General features: G+C 60.9%; 20 protein-coding genes and 1 pseudogene. 17 read left to right on the forward strand and 4 right to left on the reverse strand.

The window, feature by feature from the left end; translation table 11 throughout:
* The first annotated feature begins 12 nt into the window (after positions 1 to 12).
* The 8 genes and pseudogenes from BM394_RS22470 (at position 13) to BM394_RS14265 (ending at position 5,533) form a co-directional block, all read left to right on the forward strand.
* Positions 13 to 615 (forward strand): hypothetical protein, encoded by a 603-nt coding sequence (locus BM394_RS22470; RefSeq protein WP_139235225.1) that lies wholly within the window; start codon positions 13 to 15, stop codon positions 613 to 615.
* 66 nt (positions 616 to 681) lie between these two features.
* A pseudogene (locus BM394_RS23720) lies at positions 682 to 1,282 on the forward strand (transposase).
* A gap of 140 nt (positions 1,283 to 1,422) precedes the next feature.
* Entirely contained in the window at positions 1,423 to 1,797 is a 375-nt protein-coding gene (locus BM394_RS23725; RefSeq protein ID WP_092978661.1) for a CPCC family cysteine-rich protein, read from the forward strand.
* A gap of 366 nt (positions 1,798 to 2,163) precedes the next feature.
* Positions 2,164 to 2,466 (forward strand): hypothetical protein, encoded by a 303-nt coding sequence (locus BM394_RS14240; RefSeq protein WP_092978663.1) that lies wholly within the window; start codon positions 2,164 to 2,166, stop codon positions 2,464 to 2,466.
* Between the two features lie 171 nt (positions 2,467 to 2,637).
* Positions 2,638 to 3,123, forward strand: a complete 486-nt coding sequence (locus BM394_RS14245) for a hypothetical protein (protein ID WP_092978665.1) — start codon at positions 2,638 to 2,640, stop codon at positions 3,121 to 3,123.
* A 392-nt stretch (positions 3,124 to 3,515) separates the two neighbouring features.
* A complete protein-coding gene (locus BM394_RS14250; protein WP_139235226.1) occupies positions 3,516 to 4,028 on the forward strand; it encodes a HEAT repeat domain-containing protein in 513 nt (170 codons plus the stop codon).
* 728 nt (positions 4,029 to 4,756) lie between these two features.
* Entirely contained in the window at positions 4,757 to 5,059 is a 303-nt protein-coding gene (locus tag BM394_RS14255; protein ID WP_092929369.1) for a hypothetical protein, read from the forward strand.
* Positions 5,060 to 5,251: 192 nt separating this feature from the next.
* The gene (locus BM394_RS14265) at positions 5,252 to 5,533 is read left to right on the forward strand and encodes a DUF6881 domain-containing protein (protein WP_092978670.1); all 282 of its coding nucleotides are present in this window, start codon (positions 5,252 to 5,254) and stop codon (positions 5,531 to 5,533) included.
* A 329-nt stretch (positions 5,534 to 5,862) separates the two neighbouring features.
* On the opposite strand, the gene BM394_RS14270 is transcribed toward BM394_RS14265, so the two are convergent.
* Positions 5,863 to 7,020, reverse strand: a complete 1,158-nt coding sequence (locus tag BM394_RS14270; protein ID WP_175530107.1) for an SMI1/KNR4 family protein — start codon at positions 7,018 to 7,020, stop codon at positions 5,863 to 5,865.
* A 226-nt stretch (positions 7,021 to 7,246) separates the two neighbouring features.
* Here BM394_RS14270 and BM394_RS14275 point away from each other — a divergent pair, with 226 nt between their 5' ends.
* From BM394_RS14275 to BM394_RS14285, 3 genes are all read left to right on the forward strand, one after another.
* Positions 7,247 to 7,549, forward strand: a complete 303-nt coding sequence (locus BM394_RS14275; protein WP_092978671.1) for a hypothetical protein — start codon at positions 7,247 to 7,249, stop codon at positions 7,547 to 7,549.
* Between the two features lie 166 nt (positions 7,550 to 7,715).
* Positions 7,716 to 8,201 carry a hypothetical protein gene (locus BM394_RS14280; protein ID WP_092978673.1) on the forward strand — a complete coding sequence of 162 codons (486 nt, stop codon included), beginning with the start codon at positions 7,716 to 7,718 and terminating at the stop codon, positions 8,199 to 8,201.
* A gap of 97 nt (positions 8,202 to 8,298) precedes the next feature.
* Positions 8,299 to 8,652: a hypothetical protein gene (locus BM394_RS14285; protein WP_092978674.1), complete on the forward strand. Its 354-nt coding sequence runs from the start codon at positions 8,299 to 8,301 to the stop codon at positions 8,650 to 8,652.
* A 65-nt stretch (positions 8,653 to 8,717) separates the two neighbouring features.
* On the opposite strand, the gene BM394_RS14290 is transcribed toward BM394_RS14285, so the two are convergent.
* Entirely contained in the window at positions 8,718 to 8,996 is a 279-nt protein-coding gene (locus BM394_RS14290) for a MafI family immunity protein (RefSeq protein ID WP_092978676.1), read from the reverse strand.
* A 138-nt stretch (positions 8,997 to 9,134) separates the two neighbouring features.
* Here BM394_RS14290 and BM394_RS14295 point away from each other — a divergent pair, with 138 nt between their 5' ends.
* The 6 genes from BM394_RS14295 (at position 9,135) to BM394_RS14320 (ending at position 12,906) form a co-directional block, all read left to right on the forward strand.
* On the forward strand, positions 9,135 to 9,632 hold the full coding sequence (locus tag BM394_RS14295) for a hypothetical protein (RefSeq protein ID WP_139235228.1): 498 nt from the start codon (positions 9,135 to 9,137) through the stop codon (positions 9,630 to 9,632).
* 82 nt (positions 9,633 to 9,714) lie between these two features.
* Positions 9,715 to 10,035 (forward strand): hypothetical protein, encoded by a 321-nt coding sequence (locus BM394_RS14300; protein WP_139235229.1) that lies wholly within the window; start codon positions 9,715 to 9,717, stop codon positions 10,033 to 10,035.
* 8 nt (positions 10,036 to 10,043) lie between these two features.
* Positions 10,044 to 10,634, forward strand: a complete 591-nt coding sequence (locus tag BM394_RS14305; protein ID WP_092978681.1) for an SMI1/KNR4 family protein — start codon at positions 10,044 to 10,046, stop codon at positions 10,632 to 10,634.
* A gap of 27 nt (positions 10,635 to 10,661) precedes the next feature.
* Positions 10,662 to 11,075, forward strand: coding sequence for a hypothetical protein (locus tag BM394_RS14310; protein ID WP_217641811.1), 414 nt, complete (start codon positions 10,662 to 10,664; stop codon positions 11,073 to 11,075).
* Between the two features lie 120 nt (positions 11,076 to 11,195).
* Positions 11,196 to 11,684 carry a hypothetical protein gene (locus tag BM394_RS14315; protein WP_092978683.1) on the forward strand — a complete coding sequence of 163 codons (489 nt, stop codon included), beginning with the start codon at positions 11,196 to 11,198 and terminating at the stop codon, positions 11,682 to 11,684.
* Positions 11,685 to 11,994: 310 nt separating this feature from the next.
* The gene (locus BM394_RS14320; RefSeq protein WP_092978686.1) at positions 11,995 to 12,906 is read left to right on the forward strand and encodes a glycoside hydrolase family 16 protein; all 912 of its coding nucleotides are present in this window, start codon (positions 11,995 to 11,997) and stop codon (positions 12,904 to 12,906) included.
* A 162-nt stretch (positions 12,907 to 13,068) separates the two neighbouring features.
* Here BM394_RS14320 and BM394_RS14325 read toward each other — a convergent pair whose 3' ends face one another.
* Both BM394_RS14325 and BM394_RS14330 read right to left on the reverse strand, forming a co-directional pair.
* On the reverse strand, positions 13,069 to 13,656 hold the full coding sequence (locus BM394_RS14325) for a DUF4291 domain-containing protein (protein ID WP_092978690.1): 588 nt from the start codon (positions 13,654 to 13,656) through the stop codon (positions 13,069 to 13,071).
* Positions 13,657 to 13,903: 247 nt separating this feature from the next.
* Positions 13,904 to 15,301 carry a GntP family permease gene (locus tag BM394_RS14330; protein WP_245780195.1) on the reverse strand — a complete coding sequence of 466 codons (1,398 nt, stop codon included), beginning with the start codon at positions 15,299 to 15,301 and terminating at the stop codon, positions 13,904 to 13,906.
* Positions 15,302 to 15,357: the final 56 nt, after the last annotated feature.

Genomic DNA, 15,357 nt, shown 5'->3' on the forward strand with positions numbered 1-15,357 from the left:
TTAGGAGAGATCGTGCGGGTATATCATCCGATGCCTCCTGAGGGAGTCGAGTGGGTAACCCCTGCGGACGAGGGAAAACTGCCGCTGTTCTTGCTTAGTGGGAAGTCGCAGGCGGATCACTGGAAGCCTGTAGACATGGAGTACATCCATGATGACGAGGGGATTCCTTGCGGCGCCTATTCGGACTTCCCGTGGTACAGTGCCGATGCGTTCGTTATGCGTGAACGAGCATACGAGGTGCTGTATCCATGGCTGGCGCCTTATGGGGAATTTCTGAGGATTCGTTGCGACCATGACAACTTGTTTGTTTTTAATTGTACTTATTTTGTTTCGGGTTTGAATTATGAAGAATCTAAAATAGATGTGCGTTCTTCTGGTTCCGTAATAGGGGTTAGGAAATATTCATTCAGGGATGATGTATCTTTACCATGCGTTTTTCGGCTGGCCGATGATCCTCATGTGGTTCTTTTTACTGATGAATTTGTGCAGATCGTTACGAAGTTCGGGCTTACGGGGATCGAGTTTCGTGCGGTCTGGGATGGCGAAATGGGTTCTCTCGGGGATATATATCGCGTTCGCCGTGAAGGATTGCTCGATGAGGATGTCGTCCTGTAGGCAAGGAACCAGTTTATTTAGAGCACCTAACACATTGGTGGCACCGGGGTGAGATGATCTTGTTTGATGGTTGCGCCGTGGGTGGTCTCGGACGGGTTGTGGGAGCGGGTTGAGCCGCTGTTGCCGGTCGTTCGGTGAGTCGGACGGGTTCGAAGCCGTTGTCGGATCGGCAGGTGTTGCTGGCCGAGCTCAATGCCGTTGGTGAGATCGACCGGTCGTGGGCGTGTGTGGATGCCTCCCACATCCGCGCGAAAAGGGGGGCGGCCACAGGGTCGAGTCCCGTCAACCGGGGCACAACCGGCTCGAAACATCACCTGATCTGTGACGGTGGTGGTGTGCCGCTGGCCATCACGCTTACCGGCGGCAACCGGAACGACATGACCCAACTGCTGCCGGTGGTCGAGGTCGTCGTTGCCGACCGTGACTACGATGACGAGCTCTACCGAGACCAGCTCCGCCAACGCGGAATCACTCCCTGATCAGCCAAAAACGTACCCACGACACCAACCAATCCGTGCGCTTGGTCGTCGAATACACCCTCGCACTGCTGCACTGGTTTCGACACCTGGTCACCCGCTGGGAACGCCGCGCCGATCTCCACCACAGCTTCCTGGACCTGGCCACCAGCCTCATCTGCTGGTATCGAGTCCCCAGACGGATACGTTAGGGGCTCTTATGAAACAAGATGAGGAGAAAGTGCGGCGTTTTTGATCCAGGCTCATCCGAATTCGGGTGAATTCGGGTCTGCTGGGTAGCGAGGTATCATTACTTACTTGGCTCCATGGTAGTGGGATGGAGATTCAATAGATGCCAGGTTATCCGTGTCCGTGCTGTGGTCGTCTTGTGCACGATCAGCCTCCTGGATCGTACTTGATTTGTCCTGTGTGTGGCTGGGAAGATGACTTGATCCAGCTCCGGTGGCCTCACCGTACAAGAGGAGCTAATCGGTCCTCGCTCGTCGAGGCGCAGTATAGCCAGGAGGTAAAAAGTGCATGCAATTTTTGCCTCGGAGTAAAGGGTTGCGATCCTGATCGCTGTTGGCCGTCTGATCCTGGTTTTCGTTTTATCGACTTGGATGTCGATAATTTCGAATCGCTGGAAACCGTAGAAAACGAATGGCCAAAAGATCGGACACGGCTTTACTGGTGGAGGAGAACTTTCTGGAGAGGCTCTCAACCGTAGATCAAATTCCTTTGATTGGTGGATTACCTCAGTGGTGTTGCGGCAACCCTGTAAGGCTGGCAAGGCCGCTGATGTTGTATCGTCCAGTGGTAGGAAGTTCCACCGTGGCGACGGTCGCGCGGGCCAAGGCGGCGGCGCGTGAGGCCGCGCGGCGCAAGCGGGTATGCTTAGTGCGGGATGTTGGAGTTACTGGGGCATGTCGTGGTGGCGATCGACTCGTGGGTTCGTTGCGGGAGCCGAAGGCATTTCATCTCGTCCCTTTCACAGCAGGAATAATAGGGCTTATGCAAGGAAGGATCAGGAAGTTTTGATCTTTCGACGTGTGTCGGTCGATGCCATCGTGAGGCGTTGGTGAGGAGATTGCTGATGGAGGACGATCTGCTGGAGGCGTTGGAATACGCATGGAACGGCGAGTCTGGTTTTTTGAGAAAGCTCCGATCAGGCCTGTTTGATCCCGAAGCGGGGGAAGCCTACGTGGCGCTGTTGTCAAGGATCCCACCGATCGATAATATCGTTGATTCGAGGCTGATTCAGTTAATTTGGTTTGCCCCTACATTTATGGAGTGGCGGATCGAGAGGGCCACCAAAAGTCCTGATGAAGCGGACAAGTTGAGGAGGATCGCGAGCCGAGCTCACGAAGCATTGGTTGCTATTCTAGGTGTTCCCTAGAGTGGTCGAACACGTAGTCTGCGCTTGGCTGCTTGTCGGTGAAGCTGTGTTAAAGCCGGGGCTTTAGCGGTTGAAGTGGGTAATGCGCGTCACTGCTAGTGTCCAGCTTCTTTCATGGGGGTTTTCTTCGTTGCCGCGGTCGTAGGGAACACAGTGAGGAGTTGGTGTCGGGTGTCTGTGGACTGGAAAATTGAGATCGTCGAGTGCGGTGAGATCGTCCAGGATGAGGATGAGACTGTTCCGCAGGATGAAGCCGAGCGGCAGTGGAATCGCTATGTGGAGCTGGCTGACTCCGTGAGCGGTGATGAAGGTTCGGAGGCGGTTGTTCCGATCGTTTCTTCGTTGAAAGTCCGATACGATTACGGTGCTTATCAAGCCGCGTATGGTGCTCTGGAGCGTTTTCCTCCCGCGGATCTCGGGAAGGGTGTCGCTTGGGCGGCTGAGGAGCTCACTCGAATTCCGTATGATCAAAGTGGAGTTGTTCTTGTGACTGTGGCCAGGTCTCCCGCCGGTGCGGTGGAGGCGTTCAACGAGGCGGTCAAGTCCGTTCCGGGGGATGTTCGGAGCAGGCTTCGCGATGTTGTCGATTTCCACGAGTCGAACGAGTGGCTCGCCGAGGACGAGGACAAAGGCATCATCAAGGTGCCCCGCGAGTAAGGAACGCTCGATGCGGGTCACTGAGACTCGCATGTGACCGCGCAGCTTGCCTGGTAGCTGAGGCCGAACCGTTGAGGGTGAGGGACCTCGAACAACGGTGTCGTCCCTGGAGTCGGTGTTGGCGTCGGATGCGGCGTCGGCGTCGTCGGAGGGGGATGCCGGTGGGTTCGTGCCGGATGCGTTGGGGGCTGTGGGTGGTCTCCGGCGTGGTGGCGGCATGTCGCGTCCGGGGTCGACGCCGGATCTGCCCGGTGTTGGTTCGGTGCGGCTGTCGGGTGCTGGTGGCGGGTGTGCACAGCCACTTCCGTGGCTGTCGGGCTTTCGCTGCCTGGTAGCTCGTTATGAACGTTGCGGTAGCCTCTTCCTCCTGCTTGCCGTGAGAAAATCCCCGAGTGAGACTTGGCCATGTAGAGTTGGATAATTGTGTGTGCGAAAATCTCGCGGATGTGCTTTTCTGCGAAAAACTGTCGATCGAGCGAATGCGTGAGCGAGTCAGAGATATGCCTGATTGTGTGGAGCAAGTGATGGGTGGACTTGAAGTTTCCCTCGCCCGGCGGGATTGGGATAGTTTCGAGGCGTACTTGCTGGCGGCTCACGAGTTTCCTGCTTTTTCCTATAGCGATGCGCTGATCGGTGCGCTCGAGATGCGAAGTGAGCTTGTTCCGAATGAGGACGTGTTGCAAGTCCTCTCCTATATCGGAGATCCAGAGACGCTGCCTGTTCTTCGTGAGACACTTTGGTGGAGACCCGTTTGGGACGAGTTCGATCAAGTTGCCGTGAAATGCATATGGGCTATCGGTTCAATCAGAAACAGATCAGCGAGGGATGTTCTCCTGGAAGTCATTGAGTATGGATCCGAGCCGATGCGGGACTGGGCACGAAGTAAGCTTTCCTGGGCGATCTAGAAGCATCGAACGTGTGGTAGTCGTGGGTGCTTGATGGTGGATTGGCTGTCACGGCGATTGATGCCGGATGAGTTGTGGGATTTGATCCGCCCGTTGATTCCGCTGCTTCGCGGCGACCGCAGGGTAGTGGGACGGCTCCTGCTGAATGATCGATCGGTGTTTACCTCCCCGCGCAAGAGCTGACCAAGGGGTATGTCCGGCGGTATCTGTCGCTCCTCTTCGGAGCCACTGCTTCCACAGTGCATCGGCGGGGTCGCGCGATGGTTGACGCGGCCGAGATTCGTGCCATGAAGGGGTTCGAGGACCGGTCTCAGCCCCGTCGGTCGCGGCAAGTCCGGCTCAACGATCCACCTGCTGTCCGACCGGACCGGACTCCCCCCCCCCCGGAGTCGGCGGTCTCGACAGCCAACATCTAAGACAGCGAGGACTCGCACTACGGATCACTCGGATCGGCGTCCACTCCTGCGAGAGGCTCGGCCGCTGCCGATGGCTCGTCGAGCGCGGTTTGGCCTGTTCGTCCGGTTACTGTCGCCTGAGCCAGTGCTACGAACGCACAGCCCGCCACTTCATTGCCTTCCCCAACCTCGCAACAAGCCTCATCCGTTTGGCCGCCGACACCGCTCCCCAGCGAACCTGTTGGGAACTCTCACAGCCGGGAGGTTCGGGAGGTTCTGGTCTGTCAGTGTGTCGAGTGAGGCTATCGTGCGCCGGTGAATAGGAGGTTGGTGATGGACGAAGAGCTGCTGGAGGCGTTGGACGAGGTGTGGGACATTGACACCGGCTTTTTGGGAAGGCTCCGTGCGGGCCATTTCGATCCCGAGGCGGGGGAGGAGTATGTAGCGTTGTTGTCGCGGATTCCTCCGGTCGGGGACACCGTTGACTACAGGCTGGTCCAACGGATCTGGTTCGCCCCCACGTTCATCGAGTGGCAGATCGAGAGGGCCACCAAAAGCCCTGGGGACGAGGTCAGGTTGCGGCGGATCGAGAGCCAGGTCCGCGAAGCCGTGGTTGCTGTTCTGGGTGTTCCCTAGAGGCACGGTCATGCTCGGACTCCTGATGACGAAGCTGTGTCGGAGCCAGGGGATCACCCGGCCCAAGCGAGTAAGGCCCTGGTCTTGTGGCGGCCCGCCGGACACCGACGATCCGCTTCTCAACCGGGACCGGGACAGGTTTCAGCCCGAGGAACTCACCGGCCGCGTCCTGAGATCCGGGAGGAGCCAGAGGTGAGGTACGTCAAGGTCGCATGGGAACACGACTTCGTCGATGAGCCCGTGCTGTATCTCAGCGAGCTCGGCGGCGACGGCTACGAGATTCGGAAGGTGCAGTTCTACCGTGATGGTCGGTCCGAGTGGGCCGACGAAAGCCACGAAACCGCGAACTCCGGACTCGCTGAAATCCCGTTTCCACCGCTCGAGGAAATCTCCGGTCAGGAAGGACTCAGCGCCGAGTGGATCGACCGGGAAGAGTTCGAGCGTGCGTGGGGCGAGGCACAGATCGATTATTGATGGAGCGTTGATTCGTAGCGCGTGGTGCCTGGTTCGTACTGCTCGCTGCTTTCGACTCTCCTCGGAGAGACTCCGGTCCGCGGGTGTTTCAGTTCGACTGGTCACTTCCGCCCAACAGGCCCTCCAGATCCGGGCCGGAGCGTGGACCAAGCACTCGATCCCGTGCTGCCGTTCGAACGGCGGCGGAATCGCGGTCACCACGGAACAGCTGGTCCGGCAGCTATCCGCGAGACGTAACCACTCGTCCCGAAGCCGTCGACCCGGCTCCGGAACAAGCGTGCTCGAGATGGGACCGACCGGGTACTGGAGATCGACAGCGTGCGGGGTGGTTACCAGTAGCTGTCCTGGCCCCAGGGGTGGAACTCGGCGAATTCGACCGGATCGTCGTCCTCGTCGAACCGGGGAAGCCCCTCGGTTCCGAACTTACCGCGCTGCCACTCCAATAGTGTGGCGATAAGGCCCCGCTCCAGCGGCGGGCCCTGATCGTCATGCCGCGGATGGACTATCAGCGGCCACTCGTCGGGATTCGTGCTGTTGGCCAGCCAGCCGACCTCGTCCTCGTCCAGGGAAGTGGCGAACGGCAGGAACCCACCGGGCTCCGGCCATACGGGCAGCGGAAAGCCTTCCGGGAACTCATCCCGCAGGTACCGGTACCCGTCGTTGATCTCCCGAACGTGGTCGGTGAAACCGTTCTCCCCGGTGCGCAGCGGTGTGTGGAAGCGGAGCCACCTGGTCCAGCAGCCCGAGCCGTACGTTTCCATGAGTTCCATGTACTCGGCCGGCAGACGGGTGCCCAGCTCGGTGAAAAGCTCTTCCCAGGAAGAGCCTCCCAGGTGCGGTGCCCGCGGCGGCGGACACAGCAATCGTAGCGCTTTCAGGCCGGAGCCGGTTTCGAGCGCGACCCGGCGCTCCGCGTCGGTGAGTCGTGGGCCGGTGTCCTCCGGTGGTTCCCAGGGGCGTGGGGACACCAGGAAGCGAGTGCGGGAGATGGTGGGTGGAAGCCGCCCGAAGAACGGATCGGGGGTCTGTTCGTCATCGGTGAGGTACTTGAGGTACTCGGTGAAACCGAGACCGTACTCACGCCACTCGGTGTGCCGTTCCGCTTCCGGGTGCGACGGGCTCTTGTGGATGACCTCCCATCCGTGGCACACGACTACAGGCCACTCGTCCGGATCGGAGGAAGCGGAAGTGTCCCAGAACAGGATGTCGCTGTGACGACCGAATCCCCAGGCGAGCAACCCACCGACAGTCGGGTGGAAGACGGGGCGGTCCGACTCCGGTAGCTCGTCGCGGGCCATGATGCGTGCCCAGCGGTGAGTATCGTGCAGCCAGCTTCCGTAGTCGAAGTCCTGCTGACCTCGTTCGATGTCACCATCCTGAAAACAGGGGACATGAATCCAGATGTATTCACCGAACAGTACCGGGCCGTGTGCACTGGCAAGTCTCTTGTAATCGGTGGGTAACCTCAGACCGAGCCATTCCTCCACCCCGTCCAAGTCGACGGGGAGTGGCTCTGTGGGGGTTCCGTATCCGTGTGGACGAACTCCAGTAGTCGCTGGGGCGTTCGGACACGTCAAGGCACGTCCCGGAAGGGATTCGATCCAGGGAAAAAGCAAGAGAAATGATATGGACTCGTGACGAATCGGAGGTGAGGAGACCGTAGTTTCTGTGGGGTCGCGAGGCCGTCGTGGGTCGTTGGTGAGGAGGTTGGCGATGGACGACGAGCTGTTGGAGGCGTTGGAAGAGGCCTGGGACTCCGAGTCCGGGTTTTTGGGAAAGCTTCGTTCGGGCCGGTTTGATCCCGATGCTGGGGAGGCCTACGTGGCGCTGTTGTCGACGGTTCCGCCGATCGGGGATACCGTCGATTCGAGACTGGTTCAGCTGATCTGGTTCGCTCCCACACTCATTGAATGGCAGACCGAGAGGGCCACCAAAAGTGCCGCAGAGGTGAAAAAGTTGGAGCGCATAGGGGATCTAGTTCGGGAAGTGTTGATCGCCCGTCTGGGCCTTCCCTAGAGTCGCCGAACACGTAGTCATGCTTGGCCGCTTGACGGCGGAACTTTGATCGAAGTCAGGCATGGTCGAAATGCGTGAGTTCCGGTACCAGTAGTACCAAGTCCCTTCATGTTCGGGCTGCTTGGTTGTCGAGATCGTAGGGTATAGCGAGAGGAGTTGGTGTCGGGTGTCTGTGGACTGGGAGGTTGAGATCGTCGAGTGCGGTGACATCGTCCAGGATGAGGATGAGACTGTTCCGCAGGATGAAGTCGAGCGTCGCTGGAACCGTTATGTGGAGCTGGCTGACTCCGTGACCGGTGATGAAGGTCCGGAGGCGGTTGTTCCGATCGTTTCTTCGTTGCGAGCCGAAGACGATTACGGTGCTTATCAAGCCGCGTATCGTGCTCTGCAGCGTTTCCCGCTCGCTGATCTCGGGAAGGGTGTCGCTGGGGCGGCCGACGAGCTCACTCGAATTCCGTATGATCAAAGTGGCGATGTACTTCTGATTGTGGCCAGATTGCCTGCCGAGGCGGCGGAGGCGTTCAACCAGGAGATAAAGTCCGTTCCGGGGGATGTTCGGAGCAGGCTCCGCGATGTTGTCGATTTCCACGAAGCGAACGAGTGGCTCGCCGAGGAGGAGGACAGCGGCATCATCAAGGTGCCGCGTGAATGAACGCGTGAGTACAGGGGCGTCATGAATCGAGAACAGTGGGATGTGCCTCGTGAAGCTTGGCTTTTTGGACGTCTGTTGACGAATAGGTGGGAAATCAGTGGCGAACTTGCTGAGTCCTGAATGTCTTCCGGAAGGATTTACCTATCCTCGGGAGTTCGTTCGTGTGGTGGAGCTCGGGCTCACGGACCTGGAGCCGTGGTCGATTCTGGAGGGGAGAAGGCTTGTGGAACACTTTGCCGGTCTGCGAAAACGCTATCCGGACAGGAATGTGATCCCGTTCGCTCATAGGATCGACAACGATGATGTCGCTTGTTGGGATCTCGATCGCGATGCCCGCGTGGTGATCGTCCACGATTTCGCTTCGCCGGGGTGGGAGCGGCAGGGAGAGTACGAGGGCTTCTACGACTGGCTCCGCCAAGCGGTGGAGGATCTGATCGAGTATGACAACTGACCTGAAGCCGTTCACGCCGGAGTGCTGGGATCTACTGTGCTGATCGGCAGTGGAGTTCGGGTTCGTTAACGTCCTTGTTCCACGTTCTCGTCTAGATTCTTCCAGGTGCGGGGTTCGACTCCGCACATCCGGCCGACACGGACGATTTCTTCATGGAGCTCGCGTGTGAGGACCGCGTCGTACTCGCCGAGCTGCGCGCACATGTTCTCGAAAGCTATCCCCCACTCGGCGTGGACAGCGAGTTCGGTCATGTCTTTTCGGTCCTCGTCGGACAGCGCGGGAACCCGCCTGATCAACGGGATGAGACTGTTCTCGATGCACTCGATCCGTTCGCGGTTGCGCATGTGTTTTCCCCTGAGCTGGTGCGTGAAGCGATCCGAAGAGCGGAAGCTTGGGCTGCGTATCGGTCGCGGACGAGGTTCGGTGTCGGAGTGTATCGTGTCCGGAACGATGGTTGGTGTTGCAGTCATCACGATTTGACTGTGGTTCATTCCTCCCTCGAGGTTTCGATGATATCTTTTAGGTTTTTTCCTCGCGACGAAGACCCCTCGTGGGGAGGTGAGTGGGAGTCGGAAGTTCCGCTTTCCGCGCTGAGAAACAGCAATTTTGTCTTTGACTATTTTTATGCCGATGTATTGATCGGCGACGGCGAGAACGATATTTTGCTGTCGGATCCGGTTGTTTCGGTTGTTGACTTTGTTTTGATGCTTGGCCTGTTGCGGCACGAGGTTAGCAGGTTGGGTGCTTCTATTGTGATGACGTCCATGACTAAGAAGTATGTCTTCGCGACGAAGCAAGGTGGTGATGTCGAGTTGTCCTACAGCTTTTCGCCTGTGGTTTCGTGCGTTTCCGCGGACGACATCGAGCGGGCTCCTGTTGTCGCGGCTCGTGCCGCTTTGGACGTGCTGTACGGGGCTCGTGAGGAGTTGAGGTCGAATCCGTTCCTGGCTGGGCTCGTGGATATGGTCCGGGTCGGTTGACCGGTTGAGGAAGGCTACGCTACGGCGGATGTGCGACACGGGAACGAGCGATTCGTTGGTACGGGATTGCGCGGAGTTGGACGTGACTGTGGTCGCGGTGGAGTCGTACGGTGTCAGGGTCGTTACACGGGACGGTGTCGAGGGAATTGTCGACAAGATCAAGATTCCGTCCTGGTTGGCTTCCGAGGAGCTTCCCGGCGTGGGGGAGTCGCTGACTGTGGTGGTGCTCGACGAGCGGCGCGATCGGTTTCGGGCGAGTCTGCTCGACACTGATTTCGAGATCGCGGGAATGGTACGGCGCGGTGAGTTGGACGAAGAGGCATACGTTCATCCTGCGGACCTTGCTCCGGAACAGCTCAAAGGAAGGTTGTCGTTCAACGACCGCGACTCGGGTGAACGGTGAGATGAGTGATGACTCATGTCGCGGGAATGGAGAGCGAGTTGCCGATGGCGTCCTCATTGGATCGGTTGCGAATGTTGTTACCGCCTCCGGAGGTGGCACCCGCACCGCAACCTTGGCAAGATGTCGAGCGTCGACTCGGCGTGGCGCTGCCGAACGATTACAAGGAGTTCATGGAGGTTTACGGTGACGGAACACTCGAAGATTACTTGCTGTTGGAGCAGCTGATTACTTCGGAGGAGGAGTTTTCGGAGTGGTGGGAAGAGCAGTTGGACGATTTGCGTTCCGCCGCAGAGAGGGTTCCTGAGCGCTACACACTCGAACCCGGTCGGGTTGATCTGCTGCCTTGGGGTTTTACTATCGACGTTGATGTCTGTTACTGGTGGATGGATCCTCGAGAGGATCCGGATCGCTGGTGGATAGTGTCTCGTGATCGAGATGTGTCGCGATGGAGCGTCTTCGAGGGTTCGATGGTGGAATTCTTGGTGGAGGTCGTCTCGGGGCGACGGCGGGAGCCGTGGATGCCGTGTGATTTTCCAGGGGATTCGCCGTGGTTCAAGACGACCGCGCGGTATCTCGCGGATACGGATCCGTACAAATGATCTTTCGGAAGGGTCGTTGGTGGTTGGATGACGTGGAGTTCCGGTAGTTTTCGCGATGCCTTCATCGGGGTTGTCCGAGACTCTGGGCAATGGCGGGATCTGGAGCCGGATGCCTTGCTGGGGCGATGGGACCGTTTCGTTGCGGACTGCGATAAGGGGTATCCCTACGATAGGGAGGACTACTTTAACGATCGAACACTAAGAGATAGTATTGAGGTTGCTTTGAACACCCCTGAGCTGCAGGAGTTCTCGGGAATGGTGGTGTTTCGCACCAGGGTGGAGATCATCGACGCCCGCTTTCGGCCACTGCTGATCCCGGATGTATTTCCCAAGTTCGACGAGGGAAGGTGGTGGGCGCGCGGCTTGGTGCGCTACGCACGACGGAAACTGGTTTCCGAGTTGTGGGAAAGTTTTGGGGTCGAGATTACCGAAGTCGGTTGAACCGGACCCGCTGTCGGGTTCGCGCGGGTTCGCGTGGTGCCCCCGGGGATGGGCGCCTGTCGTGGAACCGCCCGGCAATGTTTTCTTTTCTCGTGTTCGTGATTTTCCGGAGGGGTTTCGATGTATCTGGACAGGCCGCAAATCAAAGAATGGATGCAAGAGCACGACGTGATCGCCCTGGACGAAAGAGTTTCGGGACGCTTCGAGAATTACCTCAACTCCTTCCCGTGGGCCGGAAGTCATGTCGACTGGCGGGTAGTTGAGAACGAAAAGCTGTGTCATCCCGATGACGTGGACGACCATTTCCTGGAAAAATGTCGCGGTACGCCTTGGGGATCTTTCGGGCACGTCTTGGTCGTGTATACCGGCGATGAGCCTTCCCTGCTGTGCGAGCTGGAGGACGTGGCCGAGGACATAGACCTCCTGTACTGCGTTTCCCCGGGTGACAGGTTTTCCTGTGCCGCCTCGCTCGACGGGGATGTAGTGAGGGTGTACTTCTCCAATTTCCTGGAGTACGACGGACACGTCAGAATGCTCGCGGCGAAGAACACCAAGGAGTACTTCGAGGAGTTCGACCTGCGAGAGCACAGTATCGAATTGGATGGTTGATCTAACTGTCGAGGTGCCGGCCGGTGGATGAGCCTTGGCGTGACGGTTGGAACACGACGCATCTCCACCGTGAGGTACTCCCGGCCGGAACCGACCACCACGTACCGGGCACCGCTTCGGGGAAAGAGTGTCAAGTTCTCACACTCGCTCGTTCCCGACCCCGTGAGCACGCCCGATCGTCGCCGCCCGATCGGCCTTCCGGCGCAACTTCGTGTTACTTGATCGATACCGTCTTTACCGTTCAACCTCTCCCCACCAGCATCGTTGTTCGGGTGCACCCGCTCCGTCACCCCCAGCGAGGAGAGTTTCGATGCGTGGACGAAGGAAGCAACTGGTCGGTGGCGCCGCCCTGGCGCTGACCGCCCTGTTGTCGGTATCCGCCACCAGCGCCGCCAGCCCGGCCGACTCCGCGGACACGTCCGCGGTGACCTTCTTCGACGACTTCTCGGGCAACAACCTCGACCGCTCCAAGTGGAAGGTCCTCAAAACCGGCGAGAACTTCGGCACGGTCAACAACGAGCAGCAGGCCTACGTCGACTCCCCGGAGACCATCTACATCGACCAGAACGTCGCCGGTGCCAGCGGCGGCGCGCTCGCGCTGCACCCCCGCTACCGGCCCGGCCACCAGGCCCCCGACGGCCGCAGCTACGACTTCATCTCCGGCCGGGTGAGCACGCAGGACCGCTTCGAGTTCACCTACGGTAGGTACGAGGCCCGCATCAAACTGCCGGAGAACGCCAACGCGGCCGGACTGTGGCCCGCCTGGTGGTCGTTGGGCGCGAAGATCGACGAGGGCGAGCCCTGGCCCACCAACGGTGAGGTCGACGTGATGGAGAACGTCGGCGAGCCGTGGACCAGCGTCGCGCTGCACGGGCCCGAGTACCACGGCGACACCCCGGTCAACGCCAGCCAGTCCTTCCCCAACGGCGATCCGGGCGGCTGGCACACCTACCGCGCCGACTGGTGGAACGGCGGGTTCACCTTCTTCGTCGACGACAGGCAGATCTACCGCATCACCAAGGCCGAGATCGAGCGGAACGGTTGGACCTGGGTCTACGACGACCCGCAGTACATGATCCTCAACTTCGCGCTCGGCGGCTCCTACCCGCAGGGCGTCAACGGGGTCACCCAGCCCTACCCGGGCCTCCCGCAGTCCACCGTGGACAAGGTCGCCTCGGGCAGCTCCCGCTACCTGATCGACTGGGTGCGGGTCTCCCAGTGAGCCACCCCGCCGCGCGGTCGGGAGCACCTCTCCCGGCCGCGCGGCCCGCTCTTCGCGGTCGCACGATCGGAACGTCCGAGTGCTCGGCCCGCGGGATCTCCCACCGCGCGAGGTGGCGACCCCGATCGGGTGTCCCCGGTCCCCGAGCGGGCATCCGCGCGCTCAGTCGCCGCCGATGACGGTGCGGATCCGTTCCGGCAGCGGGTACTCCCGCTCCACCGGCAGCAGCCGCCGCATCGCCTCGTGATCGCCGTCCCGGTGGTGCCGGTGGAGCTCGCCCGCCAGCTCGGTGCGGTCGTGCACCGACACGATCCACTCGTCGACGTAGCGCCGCACCGCGTCACCGCCCAGCCCCACCTGGATCGCCCGCCGCTCGGTGGGGCGCATGGCGGCGTCGCGCTCGGGATCCCACTGCACCCGCACCGGGCTCTCGGCCAGATGGGCGCGCCAGTGCTCGTGGTCGCGATAGCGCCTCGGGTCGAACGAGCTCGCGCAGGAGTGGGCCAGCGCCCACTCGAAACCCTCCCGCCACAGCCGCACGGCCAGCACCCGCTCCTGGTCGGGTTTGGTGCCGAAGCCGCAGCGATACATCATCCAAAGCAGCGAGGGTTTGATCCAGGTCATGCGGTCGCGTTTGAACGGTGCGACGAACGTTCCCGCCCGCAGCGCGGGGTCGGCTATCTCCGGGCGGTACGCCTGGTAGACGGTGACGGTCCGCTCGTCGAACTCGGCTCGAACGGTTCTGGTCATCGGTGAACGTCCTCGTGGCAGTGGTCGGGTCGGCGGAACCTGCCGCGGCCTATCGCTCCGGCAGGACCGACGTCGAGCGAGTACTACACCACGTCGGTCCTTTCCGGCGAGTCGTTTCTCTCCCACGAGAACCGGGTCCGGCCCTGGTTCGTCCGGTTCGCGCCGGATTTCTCGTGGTGCACCGACCCCGGTGCACCACGCCCCGACGAATCGATCGGCCGCGCCGTCCGGTGAGCCCGGACCGGGATCAGGCGAACGCGCTGATGAGCAGCACCAGGAGGAAACCGGTGCCGCCGACCAGCGTGGCCATCACGGTCCACGTCTTGAGCGTGGTGCTCACATCGAGGCCGAGGAAACGTCCCACCAGCCAGAACCCCGAGTCGTTGACGTGCGACAGCACCATCGATCCGCACGCGATCGCCAGCACGAGCAGCGCCAGGTACAGCGCGGAGAGCCCCTCGACAGCCGCGACCGTCGGCGCGAGAAGCCCGGCGGTGGTGGTCAGCGCCACCGTGGCCGAACCCTGTGCCACGCGCAGCCCGGTCGCGATCACGAACGCGGCCACTATCAGCGGGAATCCGGCCGCGTTGAGCGTTTCGGCGAGCGCGTCGCCGATTCCGCTGGCCTGGAGCACGCTTCCGAACATCCCACCGGCGCCGGTGATGAGGATGATCGCGCACACCGGCCCGAGCGCTCCGTTGACGATCCGCTCCACGTTCGTCCGGGATCGTCCGCGTCCGAACACGACGATGCTGACGATCGCGGTGGTCAACAGCGCGATCGGTGTCTCCCCGAGCAGCAGCAGCGGACGCGCCCACGCCGCGTCCGAGTCGACCGCTCCCACCGTTCGAAGTGTCTCCAGCCCAGTGTGCAGGAAGATCATCACCAGCGGCAGCAGCAGTACCGCGAGGACGGTGCCGAACCGGGGGAGCGGAGCGGCCTCCTCCGAACCCGCCGTGTCCTGGTCCACTTCGGATGAAGCGCCCAGCACCGGCACCGGCACGTCGATACGGGGACCGATGAACTTGGAGAAGACGTACGAGCCCACGTACCAGGACGGCACGGCCACGAGCAGACCGAGCAGCAGCACGAGGCCGACGTCGGCTCCGAGGAGCTCGGAAGCCGCCACCGGGCCGGGGTGTGGTGGGACCAGGGCGTGCATCGCCAGGAAACCCCCGGCCGTGGGGAGGGCGTACAGCAGCAACGAGCCGCCGAACCGTCGCGCCACGCTGAATACGATCGGGAGGAGCACCACGAAGGCGGCGTCGAAGAAGATGGGGAAACCGAACAGCAGGGAGGCGAACCCCAGAGCGAGCGGAGCCCGTCGCGGGCCGAACCGGTTGATCAACGTGTCGGCCAGGACCCGTGCACCGCCGCTGATCTCCAGCAGTCGCCCGATCATGGCTCCCAGGCCGACCAGCAGCCCCACGTTCGCCAGCGTGTCGCCGAATCCGGTGAGCAGCGTGTCCACCAGTTCGTCGAAAGGTATCCGTGTCGCCAGCCCGACGAGCAGACTGACCAGCACCAACGAGATGAAGGCGTGCAGTTTGAACCGCACGATCAGTAACAGCAGCAGGGCCACCGCGGCGACCGCTATCGCCAGCAGCGGGATGATTCCGTAGACGGGCTCCGTCGTCGTTTCCACGGGAAGCTCCTCGATGCGGGTTTCCTCGAAACCGGTGGCGGCGCGCATCGCCGGAA

Source organism: Actinopolyspora lacussalsi subsp. righensis (genome assembly GCF_900116555.1).
Lineage (GTDB): Bacteria > Actinomycetota > Actinomycetes > Mycobacteriales > Pseudonocardiaceae > Actinopolyspora > Actinopolyspora lacussalsi.

Coding starts and splice junctions, on each gene's coding strand:
- BM394_RS14290 (WP_092978676.1), bottom strand. CDS start 8,996: ATGCGCAACCGCGAACGGATCGAGTGCATCGAGAACAGTCTCATCCCG.
- BM394_RS14240 (WP_092978663.1), top strand. CDS start 2,164: ATGGAGGACGATCTGCTGGAGGCGTTGGAATACGCATGGAACGGCGAG.
- BM394_RS14325 (WP_092978690.1), bottom strand. CDS start 13,656: ATGACCAGAACCGTTCGAGCCGAGTTCGACGAGCGGACCGTCACCGTC.
- BM394_RS14310 (WP_217641811.1), top strand. CDS start 10,662: ATGACGTGGAGTTCCGGTAGTTTTCGCGATGCCTTCATCGGGGTTGTC.
- BM394_RS14305 (WP_092978681.1), top strand. CDS start 10,044: ATGACTCATGTCGCGGGAATGGAGAGCGAGTTGCCGATGGCGTCCTCA.
- BM394_RS14275 (WP_092978671.1), top strand. CDS start 7,247: ATGGACGACGAGCTGTTGGAGGCGTTGGAAGAGGCCTGGGACTCCGAG.
- BM394_RS23725 (WP_092978661.1), top strand. CDS start 1,423: ATGCCAGGTTATCCGTGTCCGTGCTGTGGTCGTCTTGTGCACGATCAG.
- BM394_RS14315 (WP_092978683.1), top strand. CDS start 11,196: ATGTATCTGGACAGGCCGCAAATCAAAGAATGGATGCAAGAGCACGAC.
- BM394_RS14255 (WP_092929369.1), top strand. CDS start 4,757: ATGGACGAAGAGCTGCTGGAGGCGTTGGACGAGGTGTGGGACATTGAC.
- BM394_RS14320 (WP_092978686.1), top strand. CDS start 11,995: ATGCGTGGACGAAGGAAGCAACTGGTCGGTGGCGCCGCCCTGGCGCTG.